The sequence below is a fragment of the Fodinibius sediminis genome (assembly GCF_900182555.1).
Classification (GTDB): domain Bacteria; phylum Bacteroidota; class Rhodothermia; order Balneolales; family Balneolaceae; genus Fodinibius; species Fodinibius sediminis.
This window is the reverse complement of record NZ_FXTH01000006.1, coordinates 76,876-103,307: the sequence shown is the minus strand read 5'-3', so window position 1 is coordinate 103,307 and position 26,432 is coordinate 76,876. Positions and strand designations below refer to the sequence as shown.

Genomic DNA, 26,432 nt, shown 5'->3' with positions numbered 1-26,432 from the left:
GCAAAAGTCCTTTTCTGTTTAACAAAAGTATATCTTTCTGCCATTTTGGATAAATCAAGCACTATTGGTCTCCTGGGGGGCATCCTGCTTATTATAGGAGCGATTACCATACAAGGATCCATATCACTATTCCTGAGTTTATCCGCCTTTATCATCGTTATGGGCGGCATCATCTGTTCATCTTTCATCAACTTCAGTATCGAAGGGGTGTTGGGTACCTTTGCGCTGCTGTTCCGCACGCTAAGTTCTCACCAGCACGACCTCAGAACAGACATCGAACTGATGAATATGTTTGCCCGCAAGGCCAGGCGCGACGGCCTGCTCAATCTCGAACAGGACGTAGCGGAGATTGAAAATGATTTTTTAAAGAACGGACTGCAGCTTGCCATTGACCGCACGGAGAAAAATACCATGATAACGATTATGCAGGATCAGATTGAAAGCTCCAGGCGCAATCTCAACAAGAGTGTGGATGTTCTCCTGAGCATGGGCGGTTATGCCCCCGCTTTTGGCATGATTGGGACCATTATCGGCCTTATCCTGATGCTTCAGAACATGCAGGACCCCCAGTCGCTGGGACAGGGCATGGCGGTAGCCCTGCTGACGACCCTCTACGGCACCGTCTGTGCAAACCTGATCCTGAATCCGCTGGCCGGAAAGCTGGAGCATCTCGGGGATAAGCAGATCATACGCAACCAGATGTTCAAGTCTGCCCTTATCTCCATTGTTGATGAAGAGAATCCCCGCCTGATGGAAAACAAGATGCTCAACTACGTATCCCCGAAAGAGCGGGCTGAATACCGCTCCTATTTCAGCAACAGGACCTTCAACAAAGAGCGGGAACAACAACTGTACGAAAATTGGATTCAACACCAACATAATTCATGGGAAAATCTACTGACAGCTCTGGAAACTGGTTAATGACGTATGCAGATTTCATCACGCTGATGCTGATCTTCTTCGTGATGCTGTATACACTCACCCCCGGAGTGCAAAAAGATAAGTTCGAAGCTATCGTCGGCGTTTTTCAAAAGAACCGCGGCGTCCTTGAATACCGGTCTGTAGCTAAGGAAAGAAATCCTGTCAGTGCAGACATTGAACGCGCCAAAAGCTGGGAAGAACTCCAGCAGTACATTGATGACCAAGGTCTGTCGGAACAGGTGCAGCTCGACCTGATGCAGGACGGCATTCGAATCACCCTGGGCGAAGCAGTAACCTTTGATACCTATTCTGCCGAGCTTAAAAAAGCCGCAAAAGAACTGCTTGTCAAAGTGGGAGACAATATTCGGGACTATACGGCTGAAGATCTAAAACTGATCGAGATCGGGGGACATACCGATAATAAACCCATAAGAAGCAATGCTACCCGCTACCGAAGCAACTGGGAGCTGGGTTCAGCCCGTGCCACTACGGTCCTGAATTATCTCGTCGACAATATTAACGTATCCCCCCATTATTTCAAAGCCAGTACGTACGGGGAGTATCGACCGCGGGTCCCCAACGACTCTGAAACCGCCCGGCGGAAGAACAGGCGCGTGGAAATTCATGTAAAATACCAGCAGGACGGCCAGGCAGATTTTGACCCCCTGTCCGGACAGAAAATTAAATCCATGAAATACGAGAACTAAGATGCCAGAAGACATAAATCATGAGCAACAGGAGACTGCAGAGAAGAACACCTCCAAAGAAGAAAACGGCAATTTCTTTAGCAGGTATGGAAAATTTTTCCTCATTGCCATCATTCTAATTGTTCAGTGCAGTGCGGCTTATTTCCTTGTTAATACCTACTATGAGGATATTTCGGACTGGATGGAAGCAATCAATCCCAAGGAAGAAGCCTACCACAGCTTCGAAAATATCATTATTAATCCCCAGGGATCTGCAGGGGAACGCTATCTTTTACTCTCTGTAGTGGTTGAGGTGGGTTCAGGCGACGATGCACGCCTCCTGGAAAACCGTCAGGCGGAAATCGTTGATCGAATAAATACCATATTGACCCGCCGTACGGTCAAGGAACTTGCCAATCTCGAGAACCGGGAAAAACTGAAACAGCAGATTGGCTCTATGATTAATAACCTGCTGGAAAAAAAATCGGTACGGAATTTGTTCTTTACTAAGTACGTGCTACAGTAATGAACAAACAATTCCATGGAAGAATCGGTTTCCTCACCGAAAATTTTTGCCTCAAAATCCAGCGCCTCTCCCCGCAATGTGTCGGTAGAACCATACGATTTCAAGCAGCCCAAACTCGTCAGCAAAGGGATCATGAAAGGGCTGCAGAATATCCACGACCTGGTATCCCGAAGTTTGACCAGGATTTTTACCGACTCCATAAATCAAAAAGTGGAGGTATCACTTGAAGATATCGATGAGAGGATTTTTTCTGAATTTCTGAATGTCCTTGAGGCCCCGGAAGCTCTTTTCCTCTTCAACATCAAGGAACTGAGCAACTGGACCCTCATAGAAATCCCCCCCTCTTTCTGCCTATACTGTATTGAACGCCAGGGCGGCAGCCGAACTGCCAAAGTAAAGCCCCCCAAGGCACTGAGCAGGATCGAAGAGCGTATCATTTCACGTATCATCAAAAAGGTATCAGCGGAGCTAAGCCACGCCTGGTCTCCGTATATGAATATAACCTTCGAGGACTACGTCTACGAAAGCAAGCCTGCTAACGTTCGCACCATATCCAGCCACGTTCCGGGCATCATCGTCACCTTCAAGGTAAAGACCGGCGACATCACCATGCCGATCAGGATTTGCTATCCCTATGCCATGCTCAAGGACCAGATGGACAATTCCCTGCAAAATCCCAACACACCCTATCGGCAGAGAGCCCTCGATTCGAAGGAACAGCATCAATTTGAAACCTATATGAAGCAGGTGGATGTACCGCTTCAGGTCATATTGGGACAGGCGAACATCACCATGAAAGAGTTACTCAATCTTACTGAGGGAGATGTCATCAAACTCGGCCAGCCGATTGATAAACCGCTGCCCGTGCTCATTAACGGTACCCAAAAGATGAACGGATACCCCGGTAACTATAACGGGAACAGGGCGGTTAAGATATTTGATATTCTCACGCCTGTTAACACGGATTAAAAAATCGTCATGACCATCAACGAATGGGAAAAAGGAGTCCGAATCCACGCTTCTGCTCTGGAGTCTTTCCTTGCAAAGGCCCTTGCAACTGATTGCCGCATTAAGCTGAATGAAGCTGATGAGGAGAACAAGGCAGAAACGCTTACCCAGTTGCAGGAAGCCGACATCTGTATAAAGGCGCCTCTGGCAGACCTTGAGACAGAACTATTCTTTGCTTATGCAGGAACACCAGGGGGGATGCTGTTTCCTGCGGAAGAGAAAGAAGATCGGCAACAGCAAAGAGAGAACAGAAATCTCCTGGAATTGACCGGGCGTTTTTTAACGATACTCCAGCAAGCATGGCATAAAATGGGTACCGGGATCGACGTTGCAGCCGTCCGGGAACTCACTGATGAGGAACGCCCGGGCAGCCTGTCTCACGATCACTACTTTACGGCGGAACTGGAAATAGGATTCCCTGCTGAAGCCGATCAAAACGAGGAAAACCCTCTGAAACTGATGGTTGCACTGGCCCGGCCCAACACGCAAGACATTGGTCCTGAGATCCTCAACCTATTTGGAGATGAGGGATATCCCTCCCGTATAGCCCGGCATATGACAGAAGTAGCTCTCCCATGGAGGGAAGAGACAAGCAAGGCCCGTGAACCAAAACAGAATAACATCAACCTTACCAACCGCAATAAGAAAGTGGAATTCGAAGATTTTAAAAAAAGCGAGAACGCTGAAACCGGACAAGAGGTCCGTAATATTGATATTCTCAAGAATATTGAAATGAACCTTTCCGTAGAACTCGGTCGTCGGAAGATCCCACTCGGAGAGGTCTTACAACTGGTCAAGGGATCAGTCGTAGAGCTTGAAAAACTATCCGGAGAACCGGTGGAAATACTGATTAACGGTCACCAAATAGCACGCGGCGACGTCGTTGTCATCGACGAACATTTTGGCGTGCGCATCTCCGAGCTGCTGGCAACCCAGGAACATATGAAGGATTTGGGATGATAGACTGGGAAGCTTTTAAAAGACAGGTGCAGGCCAGGCCCTCCAGGATGCTCGGCTACGTACTGGCCATTGCTCTCTGTTTTCTGCTCTTATGGGTGCTGGTTGTCATTCAGACCGATAGCCCGGGCGGTCAGCGGGTGTCCGATGACGCCTCCGGCCGGCTGGACGGCCTGTATATGGATTCGGCCCGGGTTTCTCCGGCAGATTCCCTGAGGGCATCCCCTTCCGACCTCCAGTCGCAGCCCACTGCTGAAAGCAAGAGCGGCGACTCGCTGTTTCTGGATTCCCTGCCCACTTTTTTACTGCTCCTGGCCGCCGTCACCGGCCTCTGGATATGGATCAAAGTGCGGGATGCAGATCCTTCATCGGCCGCCTCCTCTTCCCTTTTCACAGAAATAGCTACCCAGGAGCTTTCCAACGGCCAGCAGCTTATTGTTATTCGTATTAACAGCGAATATTGGGTTTTAAGCAGCGGAATGAATGATCTTTCGCTGCTTCATCGGTTTACGGAGGAACAGTGGGACGGCCCCGACCATCCCGCTGCTTCCCCGCCGGCCAACCAGGCGTTGTTTGCCCGTCTTCTCAAGAAAGAGCAACAAAAGGATCCCTCTTCCGTATGACCCTCAGGAACTCTCTTGCAATGTTACAAAAAGCTGGCATCACAGCAGCTGTTCTGGGAATGCTGCTTCTGATCCCTGCTGAGTTTGCCTCCGCTCAAACAAGCGGTCAGTCCCAGCAGGGACCGGGGATCAGCCTGAATTTTAACAGCGGGGATGAAGGGGAGGAATTTTCCCTGGCCATTCAGACGCTGATCATCCTGACGATCCTCTCCTTCGGTCCGGCCATAGTAACCATGATGACCAGCTTTACCCGCCTGATTGTTGTCTTTTTCTTTCTGCGTATGGGCCTGGGAACCCAGCAGTCGCCGCCCAATCAGGTACTGCTGGGGCTGGCCATGTTTATTACCATCTTTATCATGGCCCCAACCTTTAACCAGATCAACAATGAAGCGATCCAGCCCTATCTGGATGAAGAGGTTACCCAAACCGAGGCCCTCTCACTGGCCAGTACGCCGCTCAAGGAGTTCATGGTCAAACAAACGCGGGAGAAGGATCTGTTGCTCTTCATGGATATGGGAGATATCGACAGCGTCGGCAGTATCGAGGAGCTGCCTATATATGTGCTGATTCCCTCTTTTGTGATAAGCGAACTGCGCATCGCATTTCAAATTGGATTTATGATCTACCTGCCCTTCATGGTGATAGACCTGGTTGTGGCTTCGGTGTTGCTTTCCATGGGAATCATGTTTCTGCCCCCGGTACTGGTGTCACTGCCCTTTAAAATTTTAGTATTCGTACTCAGCGACGGATGGTACCTGCTGGTGGAATCGATGGTACAAAGTTTCAACTAACAATACCCTCTTATGAATACAGAAGTCGGACTTTACTGGATACAGCAGGCACTCACGGCTATTGTTGCCCTGGCAGGCCCCCTTTTGCTGGGAGCACTCATTGTGGGATTGATTATAGCCGTCTTCCAGGCCGTTACAACCATCCAGGAGATGACCCTTACCTACATCCCCAAGATGGTGGTGGTGGCGGTCATCCTTTTTTTCCTGTCCGGCTTTATGCTCGAATACGCCATTGATTTTACCGAACGCATTTTTGCGTTCATAGCAACCGTCAACCAGTAGCTGACCGGATGCCATGACCCTATTCAGCGTGGAGATGATACTGACGGGTTTTCTCATCTTTGTCAGGGTCAGCGCCCTGGTGGGCAGTGCCCCCTTTTTCAGCAATGGGTCCATCCCCGTACGGGTCAAAATATTTTTCGCCATCGTACTGACCGTCATGCTGTACCCCATTGTACCGATCCAGGGGGCCGGCGTCCCCGTCGATGTCTCTACCCTGGAGCTTGTTATTCTTATCATCAAAGAGCTGCTGGTAGGTACCGCCATGGGACTGGTGGGACAGATCATATTTGCGGGACTGCAGATGGGTGGGGAACTGATGAGTGTCAATGTCGGCCTAAGCTTTGCAAGTGTCGTCGACCCGGTCAATCAGTCCCAGGGCTCCATCATCAGCCAGCTGTTCGGTCTGCTCGGGATCCTTGTTTTCATCGGTATCGGGGGCGACACTTTGTACATACAGGCACTTGCTCGCAGCTTTGACATCGTACCCATCGGGGGAGGACATATTGCCATGGCCGGTCCATCGTTTATTCAGATGGCCACCTATCTTTTTGTGGTGGGTGTACAGATGGCCGCCCCCTTTATGATTGTCCTTTTCCTGCTGGACCTCTCCTTTGCCATCTTTGCGCGCATCATGCCCCAGGCCAATATCTTCTTCATCGCCCTGCCACTCAAACTCGGCATTGGTATCATACTGCTGATTCTGATCCTGCCCTACACGCCCGCTGCTTTTGATCAGTTTTTCCAAAAGTTATGGGATTTCCTTGACAGGCTCATCCATGCCATAAGCTAACGCATCAGGGCCTGTTGACCGATTCCCCGACAAGCGAGGACCGCAGGCTGAGCAATAGCTTACCGACAATCTGGGATATTCTTGCCTCGGTCAATCCCAGCAATACCGCAATCTCATTGAGCGTGAGGTCTTCATAATAGTAGAGAGACAGAATCAGACGCTCCCGTTCTTTCAATTCCTTGATGGCCATCTCCAGCTCCTTCGACATGCTTTTGCGATTGAGCTCTGCATCGGGCTGCTCAACCTGTTCATCTTCGATGGTACTGCTCAGTGTTGACCCCTCGCTGTCTTCAAAAACCTGCTGATCCAGCGACAGCACCGCCCGCTGCTGTACGCTGCTAAGCAGTTTATGAAATTCCTCCAGGCTGATTCCCATCTCCGCGGCCACTTCCTCATCCTCCGGTTGCCGACCCAGCTCCTGCTGCAGTCTCCTCATCACTTCCTGGGCTTCTCCATAGGTTTTCCGGGCGGTCCGGGGAAGCTCGTCTATGGAGCGCAAGTAGTCGATGATGTTACCTCTGATGCGATAATAAGCGAAAGTATTAAATTGAATATCCTTGCTACAATCATAGTTATCCAGGGCCTGCAGCAATCCCATCACACCGGCACTTTCCAGGTCTTCATACTGTGAAAGCGGGGTATCAGGTCGACTTATTTTACCGATAATACTCTTTACCAACGGTATTGCTTCCGTTATGATGGCATGACGCAACCCCTGTGTGGGTTCATCACAATAGGCATTAACAAGCTCTTGTAAAGACTTATCCATGGTTCACGACGGATTCTTAATTGTGACTGTGCGATTCTTGCTCCCTTTGCGGGTTTTCACCAATGATATCGAACAGATACACGCATGTTCGCGTGCCTGCAATCAAACAGATGAATACTGTCCCGCTTTTAAACAGGGCGGAATCAATCGACGAACCCATGATGATAAGGGCCACACAGACCATAAGTGCTATAATTATAAATATCCGAACAAGCATAATACAGGCTAATTTTTGGTTGAACAATCTGTCTCCCGATCGCGCGGATTTCACTGCAGCCTTTTGCCCCATTTTAAAAATAGCCGGACAAAACGAACGAAATCAACTGGAGCGATCGGGGTGGACCTGATCATTATAACGGTAATATTTCTTCTGCAAAGCGGTCGGCGTCGAACCGCCTGATTCCGGCCTCAGGCTGCCGCCCTTCACTTATGTAACGAATCTTGCAGCCGCTCCCTGCCATGAGCGGTACAACCGCTCCCCGACGCGGGGTCTCATCCATATGTGTCAGGGCCAGGCAATCTGACTCCGACAGGTAGTCAGCTGTATATTCCTCCCCCAGCAAACTACCCTCCAGGGTGGCGTTCACCGTAAAGTGAATTTCCAGCGGATGCACCGAGGAAATGATCTGCCTGATGTCGCTGAATAGCGACAAGCCTTCCCCGGGATCCATGGGGAGGGCCGGCGTATCAAAAAGAACCCGGTCATAGTTTGACAGTTCATCCTGGAGCTGTTCCAGGTCTACCCGGGTTTTGACAGAATAGCAGGACAGTCCCCGATCTATCGCAAAGGATTTCAATATAGAATAGGGCACAAAAGTATCCGGCGGCTCTATTGCCACCACGGCCACCCTGTTCCCGTCCGAAAAACCGGCATTGGAAGCCAGTTTCATGATCAACGTTGACTTCCCTGCACCCGCGGGTCCCATGAACAACAGGTTACTCCCGACCGGCCCCTCTGGCTGGGCCCTGCTCAGTTTATTTCGAACAATGCCCGCAAGCTCCTTCGCAAAGGATCGGGATTGGCTGAAAGGATCTATTCCTTTCATTGCCACCTCCTTGAACCATAGCCCAGTCATTGATGCAGGAACCCCCGCTTCTGTCAGCCGCAGGTAGACCGGGTGCGACATATACTGCGAACCGGCCGAGATTATCCCCTCCAGGCGATCCAGCCGCTGCTGCAGATTTTTTTCTTCCCCGGTAGCTGCCGTGCTGACATCGCCCTGGACTTCCGGCCTAGGGTCGATCTGTCCGGGATGTCCCTGCTGTTCAAAGAACGACAGGCCTGTTTCATCTGACTGCCCGGGAGACTCCATCAGCTTGGCCGCCGGCCCCTCCTGGGGGGACGCAGGGGTTGTCTCGTGCCCCGTATTGTGGGGCCCTGAATTTTCTGCCTTGGCAATTTCAGGTTTAAACTGGTTAACCACTCCTTCTGTAATTAACTTTTTAACCTTGCGGATCGACCGGGGGATAAAATCCCCCTCTTCCTGGTCCGGGGCCGCATGCACGGCTTCCCTACCACCGCTCCCCCGTTCATCGTTGACGAGTACTGACACTGTGGCCTCCCGGTCTGCATCTTCAGCGGTCGTTTCCAATACTACACAATCCTTACCCAGCGCCTCATAGGCATTTTGTCGGGCGTCCTTTATGCTTTCGCCGTGAAATTTTTTGATAATCATAACAGCAGATTTAGTTTACCGGGGTAGACTCAGGTTCAATTTTCTGCAGGCTGATGGTTCCTGCTTTGTTAATCTGGGTGTCAATAGTCAGGTCGTTGTATGACAGGACCGTAATTTCAGGAATCACCGACACCAGAAAATCATAGAGGGCGGGCCGCAGCACCGGTGACGTCAGCAGAACAGGATCCTGTCCCCTGCCAATCATTTCCTCAAATGCTTTTGAACTTTTCACATACAACTTCTCGACCGTATCCGCCGTGAATCCGAGAGTGTTGGGATTAAGCTGTCCCTGCTGTGCTCGTTCAATGAGGTGTGATTCGAGCGGAGAATCCAGCACGCAAACCGTAACTTCACCCCCGCTGTCCTGGTACTGTTCCGTGATCGTCTCCTTCAGGGCCGAACGGACATACTCGGTCAGCACATCCGGATTCTGCGTCTGCGTGTAGTAGTCGGCCAATGTCTCCAGTATAGTATTCAAGTCGCGAATGGGAACCTGTTCTTTCAGCAGCCGGCGCAGCACTTTCTGTACGCCTCCCAGGTTCATCTTCTCGGGTACCAGCTCTTCGACCACGGCCGGTGACGTTTCCTTTAGATTGTCCACCAGCCGCTGTACCATCTGTCGATCCAGAAGCTTGTGAGCATTACGCTTGATAATTTCCATAAAATGGGTGGTGATTACCGCGCCCGCCTCGATAACAGAGAGACCGTACTTTTCCGCCTGGTACTTGTTTCGTTCGCTCACCCAGACCGCATCCATGCCAAAGGTGGGATCCGTTGTTTTTACGCCCGAGAGCTTGATATCAAAATCAGCGGGCAGCAGCGCAAGGTGATATTCCGGCAAAAGATCGCCGCGGCCCTGTTCTATACCCCGCATTTTGATCACATAATCATTGGAATCCAGCTGAATATTATCACGAATACGGATCGGCGGGACCAGTATTCCCAGCTCAATGGCAAGCTGTTTGCGCAGTGAGGCCATGCGATCAAGCAGATCCCCGCCCTGGTCGGGGTCCACAAGCGGAATCAAGCTGTAACCGATTTCCAGCTCCAGAGTATCCATCAACAGGTAGTCCTCCACCTTTTCCTCGGGCGGCTGATCGGTTTCGAGCTCCTCAACCTCCAGCTCTTCAACGGCCTGCTTTTGGTTCTTTTTATACGCATAGTAGAACAGGATACCGGCTATCAGCCAGAATGGGATGAGCGGCATTCCGGGCAAAATGCCCATAAGCAGGACAAAACCGCCCCCCATGGTGATCACTTTGGGACTTCCGAACAGCTGGGCGGTTATCTCCGAGCTGAGGTTCCCCTCCGAGGCCGCCCGCGTAACAATGATACCAGAGGCTGTCGAGATAAGCAGGGCCGGGATCTGGCTCACCAGCCCGTCTCCCACGGTCAGCAGCGTGAACTTGGCGGCGGCATCGGCAATGCTGAGCCCCTGCTGCATGGTACCGATAACCAGTCCCCCCACGATATTGATGAAGGTAATCAGCAGTCCCGCAATCACATCGCCCCGGACAAATTTGCTGGCACCGTCCATGGCCCCGTAGAAGTCGCTCTCGCGCGAAATCTCCTCCCGTCGCCTGCGCGCCTCCTCGTCGGTAATCAAGCCTGAACTCAGGTCGGCATCAATAGCCATCTGCTTGCCCGGCATGGCATCGAGGGTAAAGCGCGCAGACACCTCGGCCACCCGCCCGGCGCCCTTGGTAATCACGATAAAGTTGATGATGATCAGCACCGAAAAGATGATAATCCCTATCACGTAGTTTCCCTGTACCACATAACTTCCAAAAGCCTCGATAAGGTTGCCCGCATATCCTTCGCTCAGGATGAGCCGCGTGGAAGCCACATTGAGCGACAGGCGAAAGAGCGTCAGGATCAGGAGCATGCCCGGGAAAACGGCGAATTCAAGTGGCTTCAGGGTATAGAAAGCCACGAGCAATACGATGACAGAAAGGGAAACATTCATCGCCAGAAAGAAATCGAGTACCATGGGAGGGATAGGCAGGATCATCACCATCAGGATAGCAATGATGCTCGAGGCCACCAGAATATCGGTACGCTGGGTTAGCAGGCTTGTGAGTTTATTTGAATCGGGCTCAGCCATTTAAGTAGTATCTTGCTGTTTCAGTTGGTAGACATAAGCCAGAATTTCGGCAACAGCCTGATACAATTCCGGGGGCACAAATTCGCCTTCTTCTGCTGAGGCATGCAAAGCCCGGGCTACGGGCGGGTTTTCGATCACCGGCACCTCGTATTCGCGGGCAAGTTCGCGTATTTTCAGTGCCCTGTTCCGCATCCCCTTTACCTGTATAACAGGTGCATCCTCTTCCCTGGGTTCGTATTTAAGCGCCACGGCATAGTGGGTCGGGTTTGTGACAACCGCGTCCGACGACAGCACCGCATGGTCGAGCCGTTTTTGACGAACAAAACTCATGGCCTTCTCTTTTCGCTTGTTCTTCATGTGGGGATCCCCCTCCATCTGCTTCTGTTCATCCTTGACCTCCTCTTTGGTCATCCTCAGATCTTTATGGTGCTGGTACTGGGTATATGCGGCATCCATCAAAGAAAGAACCACCAGGGCTGCCAGAATGCGGCTGGTGACAAGTATGATATAGTCACCCGACTGCAACAGGATCTCTTTCAGCGGCATCACCAGGAAGGAGGTAAAATTTCCAATTTCCGTTCTGAGCGTAAAATAGATAATGACCCCTATCAGGAATATTTTGCTGAATCCCTTGACAAACTCAACAACACCCCTCATCGAGAATATCTTCTTCAATCCTTTGGCCGGGCTAAGGCGGCTAGCCTTGACCTCCAGCACCTTGGGAGCGAAGACCACGCCTGTTTGTCCCACATGAGCCAGGATAGCGACCACCACCAGTCCTGCGAAAAGGGGAGAAATCATCTCAAAACCAAACATGAGAGCCTGCCCCAGGTATTCCATGGCACTGGCCTGGTTGTTCAGTGATTGTCCATGATCAACAAAAGAAAACTCAAAAAGCTGCTCATATCGGCCGTATATCCAGTCACCAAAGTTGAGAAGCACTACCATCGCTATGACCATCAACATCACCGAGGCCACCTCCTGGCTCTTGGCAACATTTCCCTCTTCCCTCGCTTTCTTGAGCTTACGGGCTGTGGGCTCTTCCGTTTTATTCTGATTGTCTTGTTCAGGCATAACAGGTATAACAGAACAAAAAGGGTACCAAACAGCCATTCTTCGGCTGTGTTCTGAGAGCTCCCCGTTGAACAATGTGAGAACTACAATTTCTTCCGCTCTCAGGAAAAGATTTCCCATCTCTGCAGCCCGGTTATTTATTATCGCTTACGTGCCAAAGTTGCTTTCAACCTGCTGCCCTGCTGAAGGCTTTTCCGCCCCGGGGCAAATTTTTCCGATGAGAACGATGGGCCTCTCCCTCTCCTGCAACCGATCCCTGCCTATTACCTGATGTACGCTGTACAAGGCACAGGCTTCACATAAAGGCCTTCTGGTTGCCCATTCCCCCCTCCCTGCTGGAAGCTTCAAAACCCGCACACTATTTTTCTGGCACGGCTTTTGAACCTACAAGAGTGAACATTAACGATATGCAGCATGATATGATCGACCGTCTCAGACATTCTATGCGTGCCCTTCAAATGCTTATGCGTTCGCAGGAGGTGACCGCCAACAACCTGGCCAACATCAACACGCCCGGCTTCAAAAGTGACAAGTTATTTTACCGTGCTTTCCGGGAAAAGCTGGACGGTGAGAGCGTCCAGGGAGTAGAGACCCGGCAAAGCATCAGCATGCAGCAGGGAACGCTGGAAGCCACCAACAACCCCCTTGATTTTGCTATTGAAGGAGAGGGTTTCTTCCAGGTCTCCAATGGAACAGGAACCTTTTTAACCCGGAACGGACGATTTTCGCTCAATCCGGAAGGGTATCTCGTTGATTCGAACAACAGCATGGTGGAAGGCGTATCCGGTGCCATTCACCTCCCCCAGTTTGCCGGGTCGGGTGCCGACAGAGAAGTTACCATTGAGGTTGCCAAAGACGGAACCGTCAAAGTCGAAGGGGAGGAAGTCGCCCGGATTAAAGTCGTGAACGTGGATGATCTCCCGGGCCTGGAACGACGCACCAATTCGTATTTGGCCGTACCCGAGGGGCTGGAGATGTATGAAGAAAACTCCGCCCAGATCGTGCAGGGATATTATGAAGCGGGAAATGTCAACCCGCTTTCAGAGATGGTCGATATGACCCGCAATATGCGTCTTTTTGAATCCCAGCAGCGGGCCATGCGCACCTCCGATGAAATGCTGTCGCAGACAACCACAAAATTAGGAAGATTTTAAAAACCAATAAAAAACCAAGGTAGTTACTATGCCTATTAGCAGAGCACTGAGTACCGCGGCACTCGGAATGAGTGCACAACAGAAGACCGTCGACAACATAGCCAACAACCTGGCCAATGTAAGCACCACCGGATTCAAGCGATCCACCATTGCATTCCAGGACCTCTTCTATCAGAATATTGCCACTTCCAAACGCGGCGGGAGTATGGCCGACGGCAGTTCGGGGGGCGGCCGTCTTCAGATGGGACACGGGGCGAAACCTGCTGCAACCGTTCGCAACTTTTCACAGGGATCGGTGCAGGAAACCGGCGGTTCCCTCGATCTCGCAATCAACGGTACGGGCTTTTTCCAGGTGGAAATGCCGGATGGCTCCATCAGCTACACCCGGGATGGCAATTTCACCATGGACGCCAACGGTCGCCTGGTCACACAGTCCGGGCTTCCCCTGGCCGACCAGATTGATATCCCGGAAGATACAGTGGGGGTGCAGATCTCCCAGGACGGCATAGTCACGGCCAAGCTTGACGGCGATCGCGGAACGATTGACCTCGGTCAAATAGAACTGGCGAAATTTGTCAATCCCGGCGGACTTGAAGCGCTCGGTGACAACCTGTTCGGTACCACTGAAACCTCCGGCATGCCGTTCTACGGTACCCCGGGCATGGAAGGGTTTGGCGGGCTTCAGCAGGGGTTCCTCGAACAGTCGAATGTGGATATTGTAACCGAGATGGTCAGTCTCATTGAAGCTCAGCGGGCCTACGAAACCAACTCCAAGATGGTCCAGACGGCCGAGGATATGATGGCCATGACCAACTCCATCAAACGATAGGCCATCATGCGACGGGGACCTGTTCTGATACCAGTTATTATTTGTTGGTCGCTGCTCCTGTCCGACGCCCACGGCCAGGAGCAGGCCGTGCAGCGGATTGAGCATCTGGCCAAAGTCCAAATGCAAGAGCGATGTCCCGATTGCAAAGTCACCATTGAAGGCAAGTGGATACCCGGCTTGCTCCGCATGGCTGACAGCTCCCGGATACAGCGTATACAGTTAACCGCCCCGGAGCTTCCCCGTGGTTATCAGAAGGCTGTCGTACATTTTCACGATGCTGATCAGCAGGCACGTTCCACGCAGGTTCAGCTGTATATCCGGCTTCACCGGAAGGTGCCCGTAGTTCAGCAGCCTATTGAGCGGGGGGAAGTAATAACAGCTGAAAACCTGAGCTGGGAGCTGCGCGACATCACCAGCCTGCGAAAAGACCCGGTTGCATCTATTGATGAACTGCATGGCCAGTCGGCCCGCCGCTTTATTGCCGGCGGCAGTATCCTTTTTAAACAGGAGATACAACCGACGCCTCTCGTTCAGGCAGGAGACCGCGTACAGCTTATCTATACAAAAGACGGGGTTGCCATCAACCTGCGGTGTGAAGCCCGCGAATCAAAAGCCAAAGGAGAACTCATCCGGGTACAGAGCAGGGAAACACGAAAAATATACCAGGGCAAAGTACTCAGTGACACCAAAATAAAATGGACGAAAACCTTATGAAGAACTGTCTGACGATCGTACTCACCCTTCTGCTGTGCTACAGCCTGGCGATGCCGGCCCGGGCCCAGCAATCACTTTATTCTGACGTCAAGGCACATCGCCCGGGCGATGTCATCACGATTATTCTGACGGAAAATATCTCAGGATCCTCGACCACCAACGCGCGTTCGGCGTCCAATACCAACGGCAGCACCGAGGGCAGCATGAAAAGCAATTTCCTGCCCTTTGACCCGGTCTTCGGGGGTGATACAGAGGTCAACTATAATTCTGACGAGCGAATTACCGCCGATCAGAGCCAGCTTCTGCAGGGATCCTTCAGTGTGCAGGTGCAGGAGGTCAATCAGAACGGCAACCTGCTGGTAGAAGGCAACCGGCGTACGGAGATCAACGGCGAGCTGCATGAAATGTCGATCAGTGGCTATGTCCGTCCCACCGATATCAATGATGCCAACCAGGTGCTGTCGTACCGCATCGCCGATGCTGAAATCACCTACCTGAAAAAGGAAGGACTCAGGCAGCACCGAAACAAAACCGGCATCGGCCGGAAGATTATCTGGGGGCTCGTAGGTATCGCCACGGGAGCCGCCGCTATTATGGTTAACAACTAATGCAACGGAAGATGAACAAGCTTGCCATCTGCTTTTTTGGGTCTATCCTGTTTTTTGTACTCGGTACCGACGGTAAGGCCCAGACGAAGATCAGCGAACTGGTGAATATTGAGAATGCCCAGCGTATCGAACTGATCGGCTACGGACTGGTTACCGGCCTGGACCGGTCCGGCGATCGGACGATGGGGAGCCGCGGCTCCGCCTTTACGGTACAGTCCATCGCGAGCATGCTGGATAAATTCGGAGTCAGCGTCAATCCCGGGCAGCTGCGGACCCGGAACGTGGCTGCCGTCATGGTTACCGCTAAAGTAACGCCTTATCATGCACCCGGCAGCGAGCTGGATATAACGGTATCCTCCCTGGGTGATGCCAGCAGCCTGCGCGGCGGTGTCTTAATGCAGACGCCCCTGCTCAATCCCCAGACCCAGAAAGTATATGCCTATGCACAGGGCCCGCTGGTGCAGGGGGGATTTGAATCGGGCATTCCCGGTGCGCGTGTTTCCAGGAATCAGTCACTGACAGCTACAGTTCCTGCGGGGGCCTCCGTGGTGGCAAATAACATTTACACCCCCTCCCGCGACCAGCCGCTGGGACTGGTGCTGCGAAAACCGAATTATTCCAATGCCCGCCGTATTGCCGAAGCCATCAACGGACAGTATGAAGAAGAGATTGCGGCTGTTTCCAATGCCGGCAACGTGCGCGTGGCCTGGCCGGAGGGTTTTGAGAGCACCGGGGACCTCAACTTTTTTACCAGCAACATTCTGGATCTTGAAGTAGAAGTGGAGACCCCCGCACGCGTCGTCATCAACGAACGGACAGGCACTATCGTGGCCGGCGGGGATGTAGAGATCGGCGAAGTGCTCGTTTCGCACGGCAATATCCAGATTGAAACGCAGCGGATACCCTTTGTTTCTCAGCCCCCGGCATTGAGCGGCGGTGAAACGGTACAGGGGTCGATCGCCCAGGTCAAAGTCAATGAGGAACGAGCACAGAACATGGTCATCGAGCCGAATACACGGGTAACCGAGTTATCCCAGTCGCTTACCGACCTGGGACTGTCGGCACGCGACATCATATCCATCTTCCAGGCCATCGACAAGGCCGGAGCCCTCAAAGGTAAACTTATCGTTATGTAGTTATGACTATTGAAAACAGTCCAGTATACCCGAATCACCTATCCACAGAAAAAAACGGCAGCCGGGAATCTCCCCGGGAGATCGGCGCTAAATTTGAACAACTCTTTGCCCGGCAGCTGGTACAGGAAATGACTAAAGGTTTGTTTAAGAATGACGATAAGCAATCTATGATCGGCAATGCCGGAAGCGGGCTTTACCGGCAACACATCATTGATACTCTGTCGAAGGAACTGGCCCGGCACCAGGATTTGGGTATCGGGAAACAAATTGCACAATATCTGAACCAAAAAGAGCAGTAGATATAACCTCTTATTCGCAACAGCTAACACCGCTACAGCTTTTATGATGCCCCCACAAGATACGACATTCAATTCCATGCCCCTGAAAAAGATTCTAAAAAAACTGATCGAAGGCTATAAAACAGCCTTCCGGCTGCTTGAGTGCCAGCGTCAGGCAGTGATCGACGACACGATGGATGAGCTTGAGGACCTGGTTGAAGGACAGCTTCGCAACCATGAACAGCTGAGTACGGCGGAAGAACAGTTTCGCAAAGAGCTTGAAAGACTCTTTGCCCGGCACTGCCCGAATGAAGACCAGCTTTCGCTCAGCATCCTCATTGACAGGACCGGGGAAGCTGCGGAAGAACTGGAAGGACTTCGGGACGAACTCCGGGACCGGGTCCGGAAAACCCAAAAAGCGGGAGAACAGCTTGCAACTCTTCTCCACTTTGCCCAGCAGCACACCCTTGAAACCTTCCAAGAAATTTTTCAGCTGGGCAGACCCGGATCGCAGTCGTATGATGCTGCAGGCCGGCAACAGGATCGCAGCATCAATAGCATTGCAGTTAATAAAAAGGCATAACCCATGCGTAATATTTTTGAAATAGCACGAAGCGGCCTCCTGGCATCACAGAAGTCAACGGCTGTTGTATCGCACAATATTGCCAACGCCAACACCCCCGGCTATACGCGCCAGCGGACTGACCTCTCGGCGGCCACTTTGCAACAGGATGGCTTCACCGTTGGACGCGGAGTCAGCATCGAAGCGGTAGAGCAGCTCCGGAAAGGCCTTACCGACCGACAGCTCATGCTCAAGGAACATGAGCTGGGCGATATGAACGAGCGGACCCGTATTTACCAGCAGATTGAATCCACGATGGTAACCAGCGGGGGGAGTGACCTTGATGTAGCTCTGGATAATTTCTTTAACACCTTCTCGGAGCTGGCCAACAATCCCCAGGATATCAACCAGCGCAATGTCGTCATTTCAGAAAGCCGGTCGCTCGTGGCCACATTCAAGAATCTGGCCAGCGACCTCGGGAATATTAAAAGCCGCGTGCATGATGCGGCCCTGTCGCGGGTGGAAAACGTCAACTCTATACTGCAGAGCCTGACCCAGGTTAACGCAGACATTGCCCGCGCCGAGGCCAGCGGACAGCCCGAACTCAACGGCAAGGATCAGCAGATGGAGCTTATCAAGAAGCTTTCCGGACTGGTTGACCTGGACACCACCTTCAACAGTGACGGAACTGTAGAGGCCCGCATCGACGGCATTGTTGTCCTCGACGGCACGGACCATCAGACCATTACCGCTGAGACCGGGCCCGGCAGCGAGGCGTTCAGGCTGCGGCTGGATAACGGCAAACTGATTGAACCCGGCTCGGGATCCCTGGCGGCCGACATCGACATGTACGAAGAGGTGCTCCCTGAGACCCAGCAGCGGCTGGATGATATCGCCGCGGCCGTCGTAACCGAGGTCAATGCCATTCATTCCAGCGGCTACGGCCTGGAAGACAATACGAACAGATCTTTTTTCAACCCGTCCTATAAGACCGCCGGATCCATCACCCTCAACCCGGAGCTTGTGGAAAGCCCAGAGCATATCGCCGCCTCTTCCGCCGCGGGCGAAGCGGGCAACAATGACCTTGCCCTGCAGATGAGCGATCTCCGCAACAAGAAGATCCTCGACGGCAAAACATTCAACAACAATGTCATAGAGATGATAAGCCGTCCCGGCATTGAATTAAATAAACTTCAACAGAGCATTAAATCCAAAGAGTCGGCCAAACAGATGCTTGTCAATCAGCAGCAGAGCCAGGCGGGCGTAAACATCGATGAGGAACTCAGCGACCTGATCAAGTTTCAAAACGCCTACCAGGCCTCAGCCCGGGTACTGCAGACCGGGCAACAGATGTACGATACCCTCCTGGGAATCATTTAACCATACTCTATATTATGCGTATTACTCAACAGTTTCTGTTCAACGGACTATTAAAAGAACTCAGCCGCAACCGCGAAATGCTTGCCGAGTTCCAAGACCAGCTTTCCACCGGAAAGAGAGTCACCAAGGCCTCCGATGACGGTGTGGCTTTTGGCATAAGCCGGTCACTGGAAAACGTCCTCCGGAAAAATGAACAATTTAAAAGCAACATCAGCACCGGCTTGAGCCAGGCCCGAAGTACCCAGCAAAGCCTGCAGGACATGGTCGATATCATGATTGACCTGCAAAAGGTGGCTGTCAACGGGAGCACCGACACCCTTGCCGAAGATGACCGGTTGAGCTTAGCTGACGAAGTGGCCAGCTTTCGCGACCAAATGATTGACCTGGCCAACAGCAAATACAATAATACCTACCTGTTTGCCGGCACGAATTCAGACACTGTCCCCTTTACACCCGACGGCACCGCGACCGGCGGAGTCGCAGACAGCAGTACCAGCCAACCGCTTAAAATCCAGCTTTCCTCTCATGCGACCATCGAGACTTCCATCACGGGCTCCGACCTCCGCGATACTGATGCCGGGGACCTGTTCGAAGTCTTTGAATCGGTGGAGAACGCTCTTCGCAATGATGATACAACAGCCTTAAAAAATACGATGGGAGACATTGAAACAGCTACCGATCATATCATCGGACTTACCTCCGGCATCGGTAGCAACATCAACCGCATGCAGTTTGTGACCAACCAGATAGAATCTCAATCCATTAATCAGGAAGCTGAGATCAGTCAGCTAACCGACACGGATTATGCCGAGGCCATCAGCAATTTCCAGAAACATGAGACCACCTATAATGCAGCCCTGAATGTGCATGCCCGCATAACACAGACTTCGCTGCTTAACTATATTTAATAACAGCTTCACAGCCGTATGAGTATCAGCCAGAATATCAGCCTGCTTTACGTCGCCTCAGGCAAGCGGCAGGATCCGGCATACTGCCGACAACTGAAACAGCATTTTGACCATATCATAGCGGTCACAGCCCGTCATGCCGCATGCCCCTGGGTCCGGGAACTGACGTCTGAGCAGGTATGCTACGGAGAATCCGAGGGCAAAGTGCATGGCTTGAACAGGGCCCTCAAAAAGGTTGATACGCCTTTTGCCATGCTCCTTGAGCAGGATGAACGCTGTAAACTCCAGCATCTTCCCCGAACGATCGAAGACCGAAGCTGTTACCGGGCCCTCATTACCGAAGCCGAAAAAGAACAGCCAAAACAAAACTACCAGCTGCGGATTTTCCCGGTACAGCCCGACAGTGCCCCCTTCTTCGAGGGTTTTCATATTCCGGACCTGACCCGCCGTTTCACAGCCGGCAACTGGAAGCTATCCGAAAAATCTATTCCCATCCAAAAATACAGCCCCCTTTATGATTCTGAAGTCATTGAAGAGGAGGCGGAGTGGGCAACCGCTCTCAAAAAAACCTTTTGGAAGGCACATCTACAATCCGAAATGCAGCATTACGCCGGAGCGGAAGACAATTTTCGCCGGCTGCTGCGCGACGAACAGCTGCTGGAACACGATTACCTGGCAGCACTGAATGGACTTGCCCATGCACTCACCGAGCAGCATAAACTACAGGCTGCGGCTCTCGTCGCCCGTCAATCGCTTCAAAAAGAAAAGCAGCAGCGTGTTCCCTACCTGCTGTTATTTAAAATTTACCAGCTGTCGGGCGAAGTGGAAAAATGCTATGAAACGCTGACCGACTACCTGGAGATCTGCCAAGAGACTTCCCGTGCAAATATGGACGTCTATCTTTCTGAAGAGGAATGCCACTTTCTCCTGGCTGAAAACATGTTTCAAAAAGGGGATTACGACCGGGCCTTTATACATTACGAAACCTTCTATGACCTCAATAATGGTGATATTGGACAGGCGGTCCTGGAGAAGCTCTTCATTTACGCCATTGAACTTGAAAACTACCGGAAATCTGTCAAGTATTTTTATGAAATTTTTGGCGATCACATTCCCGACAACCTGGATGATGACATGTCGGCCCGGCTGCTGGAGTCGCTCTCCCTTTTTAAAGACAATGGCTGGTATTCTTTTGTGAATGACATCTATGAAGAACTCGTGGCACACAACCCCGATGACAACAGGCTGCTGCACGGGTGGATTTCCACGCTCATAAAAAATGAGCAAATTGAAAAAGCCCAGTCATTGCTTAACTGACAGGTGCTGATCACTCTTTGTGTAAATCTCATCAGCTGTTTCAGCACTTGCTCCCCGGGCTAAAGAGCACTAGATTAACTGTCAGTCCAGCACGATGACTCCCCCTTAACCTTCAAAGGCAGGCATCCCGATGGAACAACGGCTTACCCTCATTACACTTGGAGTCCGGAATTTAGCAAAGATGCGGGCTTTCTATAAAAATGTATTTGGCTGGTCTCCACTGGACAGCAGCAATGAGGAGATCGTCTTTTTTCAGCTCAATGGGGTACAGCTGGCCCTCTTCGGATGGAAAGACCTTACAGAAGATGCCGCCGTCAGCGCACGCGGAAAAGGATTCAGGGGATTCTCACTGGCCCATAACCTCCAGTCGGAAAAGGAAGTGGATGACCTTTTTGACACCCTTAAAACCAGGGGCGCTCATGTCGTAAAGCCTCCCGAAAAAACCTCCTGGGGCGGATACAGCGGATATATTAAAGATCCTGAAGGCAATCTCTGGGAAATCGCTTATAACCCGTTCATGAACTACGATGCAGATGGGAATGTACTGCCCTCATAACCTCTGTCCAGCTATTTTGACTTGTCCTTCTGATGAGCATAGTGGTTCTGCTTTGAAATCTCCAGGCGCATTTCCCGTCGTTTTTCCGCCTGCTTGTAACGCTCCTTCTCAAAATCCGTCTCGGGGATGATTTTGGGGACCGGAACGGTCTTTCCGTCCGCATCCACCGCCACGAAGGTATAAAATGAAGTCGTACAAAGCCGGCGTTCGCTCGTTCGTAGATTTTCGGCCCACACTTCCATGGCAATTTCCATGGAGCTGTTGAACGATCGAGTCACTTCCCCCTCGATGACGACCAGTTCACCCAGCTGAATGGCATTTTTAAATTCTATACTGTCGGCCGCCACCGTTACCACATTGCGATTGCAGTGCCGCTGGGCCGATATAGCGGAACAGATATCCATCCACTGCATGAGGCGACCGCCCATGAGATTCCCCAGCGGGTTAGTGTCATTGGGCATCACCAATTCATTCATGCGAACCCGGGAGGCGGAAACGGTCTTGTTATCGGTATCGGTATTTACACGAGGAGTCTGCTCAAATCGGTTATTCATGACAACATAGCTGTTAGGTTTTATTGGAGGGTAAGATACAAATAAAATGACCGAATGTTATCCGACTGTGGAAGGAGTACAGTCGGTAAATTGCCTATTGCCCCTTCTTATAATCTTAATCAATTCCTTTTTATGTAGCACCAGCCAAGGCCGGCTATTGGGGTGAATTGACTCACTACATTTTTTTCTAAAAACAGAGTGCTCGAATAGTAGAAGATTTCTCGCTGACGCTCGAAATGACTTCGAGGTGGTCATAGCGGGTAGCCTTATAAAAAAAATACATCAGCTGATGCATTAACTGTTGCCCTCTCTTCTGATCAATATTTTTTAACATAGAATCTTTTGGCTTGACCCTTCCGAAGTCTCGGAACCAGCAAAGCTGGGCTTGTAAAAACTCAAGAAGAATTTAACTTTACATTGTTGGTTGTACCCCCAAAAAAGGTTTTATAGTCCATTTTTTGTCACCAAAAAATAGACGAAAAAAGTGTTGGGGAAGAGCAAGATGTTGTAATGGCTAAAACTTTTCGATCAGGGATAGCTCTTCCACATGATTAATTGAACTAAATAATGTTTCCCGACTCTTCCCCAAGCCCCTGGTTACTCCTTATTGAACGTGATAAGTTTCATCTGGAGAAAGTCGTTTCATTAAGGAGCCCCCCCCTTCGGCCTAACGAAAAGTCAGGGATCTTTTTTGGCGAAGACGGTACAGAGGATCAAAAATAATTTATGTCTGAAGCTCCGCGACCAGCGGAGTAAGTTAAATTATTTTACGATGTACCGGCGGAGACTGATTCCTTAATTTTCTCAGCCGGTCATTTTTTTGGGTTTCCCAGTTCTGCTGGTTCCGAGAATTCGGAATTCATGACTGAAAAAATGGAACAATTACTTTGGTGACAAAAAATGATCAGCGAATAAATTACCTGTTGCACTCTCTTCTATATATAAATCAATTCTTTTTTATATATAAGCACTTTTGAATGGTCAAAAGGTACGTAAAACATGCTGAACCTGCTTCGGCGCACGGGATCGCTTGCTTTTCACGCCTCCCCAGCCAAGGCCGGCTGTCTGGGGAAACCCTGATCCATAACTTTTGATCTTAAAGCAGGGTACCCGGACAATTGAAGATTTCTCACTCCACTGTGTTCCATTCGAAATGACGGGGGTGCTGGATTGATGCGGGTAGCCTTATAAGGGCGACCATTTTTTACCTGCCCCCCGCATCGTCATCTCGAGCCTTGGCGAGAGGTCTTCTATTCGTAAGGCTAAGGGCCCGAGTTGCAGAAGGATTTCTCCCCAAGGCTCGAAATATCGTTGGGAAACATGTATTCTATTATCAGACCTCCTTTATCACTTTCATAAGAAAAAATCCCCGGCCTAATGAAAGATCGAACGTTTGGGTAGGTGGGAACAGTAGGGGAGAAAAAATAATATTTACCGCTCCCATTCACGGTTCAAAGATCGAGGCGGATGCTCAATGAGGGATGAAAGCCCGGCAGGCTGCGTTTCCGTATTTCATACGTCTCCCCGCCGTCTCCTTCATGCATGGGCTGCAGGCTCCAGTCGATGGTGTTGCGCCGGTCCAGGAGGTTGATCAGGTCGAGCCGAAGTTCTAGATCCAGCGTTTCAGATGAAGGTCGATAAAGGAAGGAGAGGTCCAGCTGGTGAAAGGGATCCAGGCGGTCGTTCTCCGGGTGGGTAAAGTCAAAATCCCCAAAATTATACTCCCCCTCATAGAGCAGGTAATTATAATAGGACTGCCGAAAGCCCCAGCTCCGGCCAAGGATGCTCTGCCATTTTGCTACGGCCGTCACCCCCGGAAAAAGATGCCACATCGTACGCAGCTGAAACCGGTGGGGTTCGGCCCAGGAGGCCGGCAGGCTGCGGCCGAACTGTCGATCCAGGCAAATTCGGTTGTAGTTGAAGTCGTAGCCCAATATAACTTTAGCCCGTGTATCCGCCAGCGACTGGTGCAATCGCATGCCCATGCCCATATTGGTCATCTCCGTTGACTCGGCAAAAGCGCCCATGTCCGACCGGTTGATCGCCTCTCCCTGCAGCAGATTATCATAGGAGACCATATACGTGGCAGGCTGCCACTTGTAAAACCACTCCAGGCTCAGCCTCGTATGCTCCGTTGGCTCAACATGAAAGGAATTGCTCAGGTGCCACGCTTTGGGCCTCTCCGACAACCCGGCATGCGACCAAACCGTAAAAGAGGGCACCAGGGAAGTCGGGCCGGGATTCGTGATTTCAAACTGGTTGACGAACTGCCGGTAGAGACCGCCTGCAAGCCGAACAGACCAGTAGCCGATGCCGGAATCGGGCCGGTCATACTGGATACTTCCCCGGGGTTCAGTATAAAGCCGCCTGGCCATGCTGACATAGGTCAACCGGTTGCCAAGCGTAAATTTCCAGTATTCGCCCTTCCTCAGACTCCCCCTGAGGTAACTGCTGAAAAGAGCGGAACGCTGATCAGACAACGTTGGCAGGTAGAAAAGGTCACTCAGGTTAACTTCAGAGGCTACATAATCGAACTGTAAGCCCCCCTCCACCCTGAAACGGGGCGTAAAACTGTAGGTGCCGTCGGTTTGGAAAATAGCATGCCTGATACTGTTCCTGCTGCGCTGGTTGGGCACCAGGTCATTCCGTATCGCCGTCTGGAAATCGGAATATACGGCCTCTGCAGACGTCCCCGCCATCATGGGAATAATGGGGTTATTGCTGGTCCCCAGCAGGTACCGGTGATTGAACTGGTTGGAACTGTAACTAAGCCGCGCGCTCATGTCCAGGCGGGGCGAAAGCAGCTGGCTGTAGGTAAGCTGCCCCATGAAATTATTCCAGTGGTAGGCATCCCGGGCATACAGGTATTCCGGAATGCCCTGTGGACTGGTGGCCTGGCGGAGCAGGTCCGTGCTCACCTCATTTTCGCCCAGGTACAGCGAGCCGAACAGCGTTTTGTAAGGATTGAATTCATATTCTGAAGCCAGGTGCAGGTCGTAGAAGCGGACGGCGGAATGATGTTCACGCGGGTCGTAAAGCGTGGCATCATTGTCACTGTCCACAAGGACGTTGGTCAGCAGGGGATCCAGATCATCCCACTGCCTGAGTGTCTGGTCAAGGGTCGGCTCCCGATACACCTTCCAGTAGTTGGAACGCGCTGCACCCATCACACTGAAAGCAGAATCCCGGCCGGCCGGGAAGGATAGACGTCCCCGCAGGTTTAAGCTCAGCGGATCTGCCTGGAAGGTAACCTCTGGATCACCCGTATCCTTGACATCATGCTTCAGGTTGATCAGACCGGCAATCTGGCTTCCTTCAGGCGTACCGTAGCCGGCCTTGAACAACCGCACATTGCTTATGGCATAGGGACTGAAAGCGCTGAACATCCGGCCGAAGCTGTAGGGATTATACACCGGGACGCCGTCGAGCAAAATACGGTGCTCGCCCCGCTTTCCTCCCTGCAGGTGCATATCCGTCAGCGGCAGACCGTACTGCACCCCGGAAAAGAGGCTCAGGCTGCGGATGGCATCCTGCATGCGGCCTGCCGATGCCCAGGCGCTGTTCGGGCTGATGCTCTGCTCACCGCCGTCCCCTGCAGCGGATACCTGCGGCAGATGTCCCGTAACCACCACAGGTTCGATGTCAACCGGTTGGGGCTTCATCGCAATTATTTCGCGGTAATCCTGCCGGGCCTCGATCTCAATGGTCTTGTACACCGCTTCGTACCCTATATAACTAAAGACAATATTATATGACCCGGAAACCATCCTGTTCAGCATAAAGTGCCCGTTTTTACCCGTGCTCGTTCCTCCCGAAGCATTTTTAAGCATGACGGTAGCCCCCGGCAGCGGCTCGCCCGTATAACTATCCACAATCTTGCCGGAATAGGAACCGTAGGACGGGGCGTCACTAACCTTTCGAACAATGACCACGGTTCCTGAAGAAAGGGTAAGAAAATCAAGGTCTGTAGCTCCCAGCACCTCCCGCAGTATCCCGGGCACCCCCTCCTCCTCGATGCGGGCGTACACACTTATTCCCTCGACAATCTGCGGATCGTAAACCATATCCGTCTGGGTCTGCTCAGCTATGGACTCCAGCGCCCGGGATAAAGGATCCCCTCTAAAGGTGAACGAGTACTGCTCGTCCCCCCGGTCCTGCGCTCCGGCAATGGCCGCCGTCAGCAGCAGTAACAGGCAACAAATGATCCGCCGCGCTACCTGGTAATGCAT

26 protein-coding genes are annotated in these 26,432 nt (G+C 51.6%); 20 read left to right on the top strand and 6 right to left on the bottom strand.

Annotated features, from left to right (window positions below; genetic code table 11):
- Window positions 1-45 precede the first annotated feature (45 nt).
- Genes FN808_RS08270 through fliR form a run of 9 tightly spaced genes read left to right on the top strand, consistent with a single transcriptional unit; the run spans window position 46 to window position 6,584 of the window.
- Complete coding sequence (locus tag FN808_RS08270; protein WP_142714098.1) at window positions 46-921, top strand: motility protein A; 876 nt, start codon at window positions 46-48, stop codon at window positions 919-921.
- Complete coding sequence (locus FN808_RS08265; protein ID WP_142714097.1) at window positions 885-1,628, top strand: OmpA/MotB family protein; 744 nt, start codon at window positions 885-887, stop codon at window positions 1,626-1,628. The genes FN808_RS08270 and FN808_RS08265 overlap by 37 nt, the downstream gene beginning before the upstream one ends.
- A gap of 1 nt (window position 1,629) precedes the next feature.
- A complete protein-coding gene (locus tag FN808_RS08260; protein ID WP_142714096.1) occupies window positions 1,630-2,133 on the top strand; it encodes a flagellar basal body-associated FliL family protein in 504 nt (167 codons plus the stop codon).
- A gap of 15 nt (window positions 2,134-2,148) precedes the next feature.
- A complete protein-coding gene (locus FN808_RS08255; protein ID WP_142714095.1) occupies window positions 2,149-3,102 on the top strand; it encodes a flagellar motor switch protein FliM in 954 nt (317 codons plus the stop codon).
- Window positions 3,103-3,111: 9 nt separating this feature from the next.
- The gene (fliN, locus tag FN808_RS08250; protein ID WP_142714094.1) at window positions 3,112-4,101 is read left to right on the top strand and encodes a flagellar motor switch protein FliN; all 990 of its coding nucleotides are present in this window, start codon (window positions 3,112-3,114) and stop codon (window positions 4,099-4,101) included.
- On the top strand, window positions 4,098-4,721 hold the full coding sequence (locus FN808_RS08245) for a flagellar biosynthetic protein FliO (RefSeq protein WP_142714093.1): 624 nt from the start codon (window positions 4,098-4,100) through the stop codon (window positions 4,719-4,721). Before fliN ends, FN808_RS08245 begins: the two co-directional genes overlap by 4 nt.
- A gap of 20 nt (window positions 4,722-4,741) precedes the next feature.
- Window positions 4,742-5,512, top strand: a complete 771-nt coding sequence (gene fliP, locus FN808_RS08240; RefSeq protein ID WP_142714092.1) for a flagellar type III secretion system pore protein FliP — start codon at window positions 4,742-4,744, stop codon at window positions 5,510-5,512.
- A 12-nt stretch (window positions 5,513-5,524) separates the two neighbouring features.
- Entirely contained in the window at window positions 5,525-5,794 is a 270-nt protein-coding gene (fliQ, locus tag FN808_RS08235) for a flagellar biosynthesis protein FliQ (protein ID WP_142714091.1), read from the top strand.
- 13 nt (window positions 5,795-5,807) lie between these two features.
- A complete protein-coding gene (gene fliR, locus FN808_RS08230; protein WP_142714090.1) occupies window positions 5,808-6,584 on the top strand; it encodes a flagellar biosynthetic protein FliR in 777 nt (258 codons plus the stop codon).
- A gap of 4 nt (window positions 6,585-6,588) precedes the next feature.
- Here fliR and FN808_RS08225 read toward each other — a convergent pair whose 3' ends face one another.
- From FN808_RS08225 to flhB, 4 genes are all read right to left on the bottom strand, one after another.
- Window positions 6,589-7,353, bottom strand: coding sequence for a FliA/WhiG family RNA polymerase sigma factor (locus tag FN808_RS08225; protein ID WP_142714089.1), 765 nt, complete (start codon window positions 7,351-7,353; stop codon window positions 6,589-6,591).
- Window positions 7,354-7,703: 350 nt separating this feature from the next.
- Window positions 7,704-9,029: a hypothetical protein gene (locus FN808_RS08220; protein WP_142714088.1), complete on the bottom strand. Its 1,326-nt coding sequence runs from the start codon at window positions 9,027-9,029 to the stop codon at window positions 7,704-7,706.
- Between the two features lie 10 nt (window positions 9,030-9,039).
- Window positions 9,040-11,133 (bottom strand): flagellar biosynthesis protein FlhA, encoded by a 2,094-nt coding sequence (gene flhA / locus FN808_RS08215; RefSeq protein WP_142714087.1) that lies wholly within the window; start codon window positions 11,131-11,133, stop codon window positions 9,040-9,042.
- Window positions 11,134-12,207: a flagellar biosynthesis protein FlhB gene (gene flhB, locus FN808_RS08210; protein ID WP_185958311.1), complete on the bottom strand. Its 1,074-nt coding sequence runs from the start codon at window positions 12,205-12,207 to the stop codon at window positions 11,134-11,136.
- 392 nt (window positions 12,208-12,599) lie between these two features.
- On the opposite strand from flhB, the gene FN808_RS08205 reads away from it, so the two are divergent.
- The 11 genes from FN808_RS08205 (at window position 12,600) to FN808_RS08155 (ending at window position 21,649) form a co-directional block, all read left to right on the top strand.
- Window positions 12,600-13,361 carry a flagellar hook-basal body protein gene (locus FN808_RS08205; RefSeq protein ID WP_142714085.1) on the top strand — a complete coding sequence of 254 codons (762 nt, stop codon included), beginning with the start codon at window positions 12,600-12,602 and terminating at the stop codon, window positions 13,359-13,361.
- A 34-nt stretch (window positions 13,362-13,395) separates the two neighbouring features.
- Entirely contained in the window at window positions 13,396-14,190 is a 795-nt protein-coding gene (gene flgG, locus FN808_RS08200) for a flagellar basal-body rod protein FlgG (protein ID WP_434084128.1), read from the top strand.
- 6 nt (window positions 14,191-14,196) lie between these two features.
- Window positions 14,197-14,904, top strand: coding sequence for a flagellar basal body P-ring formation chaperone FlgA (gene flgA / locus FN808_RS08195; RefSeq protein ID WP_142714083.1), 708 nt, complete (start codon window positions 14,197-14,199; stop codon window positions 14,902-14,904).
- Window positions 14,901-15,512: a flagellar basal body L-ring protein FlgH gene (locus FN808_RS08190; protein ID WP_185958310.1), complete on the top strand. Its 612-nt coding sequence runs from the start codon at window positions 14,901-14,903 to the stop codon at window positions 15,510-15,512. The genes flgA and FN808_RS08190 overlap by 4 nt, the downstream gene beginning before the upstream one ends.
- Window positions 15,512-16,648 (top strand): flagellar basal body P-ring protein FlgI, encoded by a 1,137-nt coding sequence (locus FN808_RS08185; protein WP_221929979.1) that lies wholly within the window; start codon window positions 15,512-15,514, stop codon window positions 16,646-16,648. The genes FN808_RS08190 and FN808_RS08185 overlap by 1 nt, the downstream gene beginning before the upstream one ends.
- Window positions 16,649-16,650: 2 nt before the next feature.
- Window positions 16,651-16,947: a hypothetical protein gene (locus FN808_RS08180; RefSeq protein ID WP_142714080.1), complete on the top strand. Its 297-nt coding sequence runs from the start codon at window positions 16,651-16,653 to the stop codon at window positions 16,945-16,947.
- 43 nt (window positions 16,948-16,990) lie between these two features.
- Window positions 16,991-17,509: a flagellar export chaperone FlgN gene (flgN, locus tag FN808_RS08175; RefSeq protein WP_142714079.1), complete on the top strand. Its 519-nt coding sequence runs from the start codon at window positions 16,991-16,993 to the stop codon at window positions 17,507-17,509.
- A 3-nt stretch (window positions 17,510-17,512) separates the two neighbouring features.
- Window positions 17,513-18,868 (top strand): flagellar hook-associated protein FlgK, encoded by a 1,356-nt coding sequence (gene flgK, locus FN808_RS08170; protein WP_142714078.1) that lies wholly within the window; start codon window positions 17,513-17,515, stop codon window positions 18,866-18,868.
- 14 nt (window positions 18,869-18,882) lie between these two features.
- Complete coding sequence (gene flgL / locus FN808_RS08165; RefSeq protein ID WP_142714077.1) at window positions 18,883-19,776, top strand: flagellar hook-associated protein FlgL; 894 nt, start codon at window positions 18,883-18,885, stop codon at window positions 19,774-19,776.
- An 18-nt stretch (window positions 19,777-19,794) separates the two neighbouring features.
- Complete coding sequence (locus FN808_RS08160) at window positions 19,795-21,093, top strand: tetratricopeptide repeat protein (protein WP_142714076.1); 1,299 nt, start codon at window positions 19,795-19,797, stop codon at window positions 21,091-21,093.
- 130 nt (window positions 21,094-21,223) lie between these two features.
- Complete coding sequence (locus tag FN808_RS08155) at window positions 21,224-21,649, top strand: VOC family protein (protein ID WP_142714075.1); 426 nt, start codon at window positions 21,224-21,226, stop codon at window positions 21,647-21,649.
- 11 nt (window positions 21,650-21,660) lie between these two features.
- Here FN808_RS08155 and FN808_RS08150 read toward each other — a convergent pair whose 3' ends face one another.
- Together FN808_RS08150 and FN808_RS08145 are read right to left on the bottom strand one after the other, a co-directional pair.
- A complete protein-coding gene (locus tag FN808_RS08150; RefSeq protein WP_221929978.1) occupies window positions 21,661-22,203 on the bottom strand; it encodes an acyl-CoA thioesterase in 543 nt (180 codons plus the stop codon).
- A 1,451-nt stretch (window positions 22,204-23,654) separates the two neighbouring features.
- Window positions 23,655-26,432, bottom strand: coding sequence for a TonB-dependent receptor (locus FN808_RS08145; RefSeq protein ID WP_185958309.1), 2,778 nt, complete (start codon window positions 26,430-26,432; stop codon window positions 23,655-23,657).

What these genes read in the sequence shown, in the direction of transcription:
- FN808_RS08265 (WP_142714097.1), top strand. Translation starts at nt 885, where the DNA reads ATGGGAAAATCTACTGACAGCTCTGGAAACTGGTTAATGACGTATGCA.
- FN808_RS08260 (WP_142714096.1), top strand. Translation starts at nt 1,630, where the DNA reads ATGCCAGAAGACATAAATCATGAGCAACAGGAGACTGCAGAGAAGAAC.
- FN808_RS08255 (WP_142714095.1), top strand. Translation starts at nt 2,149, where the DNA reads ATGGAAGAATCGGTTTCCTCACCGAAAATTTTTGCCTCAAAATCCAGC.
- fliN (WP_142714094.1), top strand. Translation starts at nt 3,112, where the DNA reads ATGACCATCAACGAATGGGAAAAAGGAGTCCGAATCCACGCTTCTGCT.
- FN808_RS08245 (WP_142714093.1), top strand. Translation starts at nt 4,098, where the DNA reads ATGATAGACTGGGAAGCTTTTAAAAGACAGGTGCAGGCCAGGCCCTCC.
- fliP (WP_142714092.1), top strand. Translation starts at nt 4,742, where the DNA reads ATGTTACAAAAAGCTGGCATCACAGCAGCTGTTCTGGGAATGCTGCTT.
- fliQ (WP_142714091.1), top strand. Translation starts at nt 5,525, where the DNA reads ATGAATACAGAAGTCGGACTTTACTGGATACAGCAGGCACTCACGGCT.
- fliR (WP_142714090.1), top strand. Translation starts at nt 5,808, where the DNA reads ATGACCCTATTCAGCGTGGAGATGATACTGACGGGTTTTCTCATCTTT.
- FN808_RS08225 (WP_142714089.1), bottom strand. Translation starts at nt 7,353, where the DNA reads ATGGATAAGTCTTTACAAGAGCTTGTTAATGCCTATTGTGATGAACCC.
- FN808_RS08220 (WP_142714088.1), bottom strand. Translation starts at nt 9,029, where the DNA reads ATGATTATCAAAAAATTTCACGGCGAAAGCATAAAGGACGCCCGACAA.
- flhA (WP_142714087.1), bottom strand. Translation starts at nt 11,133, where the DNA reads ATGGCTGAGCCCGATTCAAATAAACTCACAAGCCTGCTAACCCAGCGT.
- flhB (WP_185958311.1), bottom strand. Translation starts at nt 12,207, where the DNA reads ATGCCTGAACAAGACAATCAGAATAAAACGGAAGAGCCCACAGCCCGT.
- flgA (WP_142714083.1), top strand. Translation starts at nt 14,197, where the DNA reads ATGCGACGGGGACCTGTTCTGATACCAGTTATTATTTGTTGGTCGCTG.
- FN808_RS08190 (WP_185958310.1), top strand. Translation starts at nt 14,901, where the DNA reads ATGAAGAACTGTCTGACGATCGTACTCACCCTTCTGCTGTGCTACAGC.
- FN808_RS08185 (WP_221929979.1), top strand. Translation starts at nt 15,512, where the DNA reads ATGCAACGGAAGATGAACAAGCTTGCCATCTGCTTTTTTGGGTCTATC.
- FN808_RS08180 (WP_142714080.1), top strand. Translation starts at nt 16,651, where the DNA reads ATGACTATTGAAAACAGTCCAGTATACCCGAATCACCTATCCACAGAA.
- flgN (WP_142714079.1), top strand. Translation starts at nt 16,991, where the DNA reads ATGATGCCCCCACAAGATACGACATTCAATTCCATGCCCCTGAAAAAG.
- flgK (WP_142714078.1), top strand. Translation starts at nt 17,513, where the DNA reads ATGCGTAATATTTTTGAAATAGCACGAAGCGGCCTCCTGGCATCACAG.
- flgL (WP_142714077.1), top strand. Translation starts at nt 18,883, where the DNA reads ATGCGTATTACTCAACAGTTTCTGTTCAACGGACTATTAAAAGAACTC.
- FN808_RS08160 (WP_142714076.1), top strand. Translation starts at nt 19,795, where the DNA reads ATGAGTATCAGCCAGAATATCAGCCTGCTTTACGTCGCCTCAGGCAAG.
- FN808_RS08155 (WP_142714075.1), top strand. Translation starts at nt 21,224, where the DNA reads ATGGAACAACGGCTTACCCTCATTACACTTGGAGTCCGGAATTTAGCA.
- FN808_RS08150 (WP_221929978.1), bottom strand. Translation starts at nt 22,203, where the DNA reads ATGAATAACCGATTTGAGCAGACTCCTCGTGTAAATACCGATACCGAT.
- FN808_RS08145 (WP_185958309.1), bottom strand. Translation starts at nt 26,432, where the DNA reads ATGCATTACCAGGTAGCGCGGCGGATCATTTGTTGCCTGTTACTGCTG.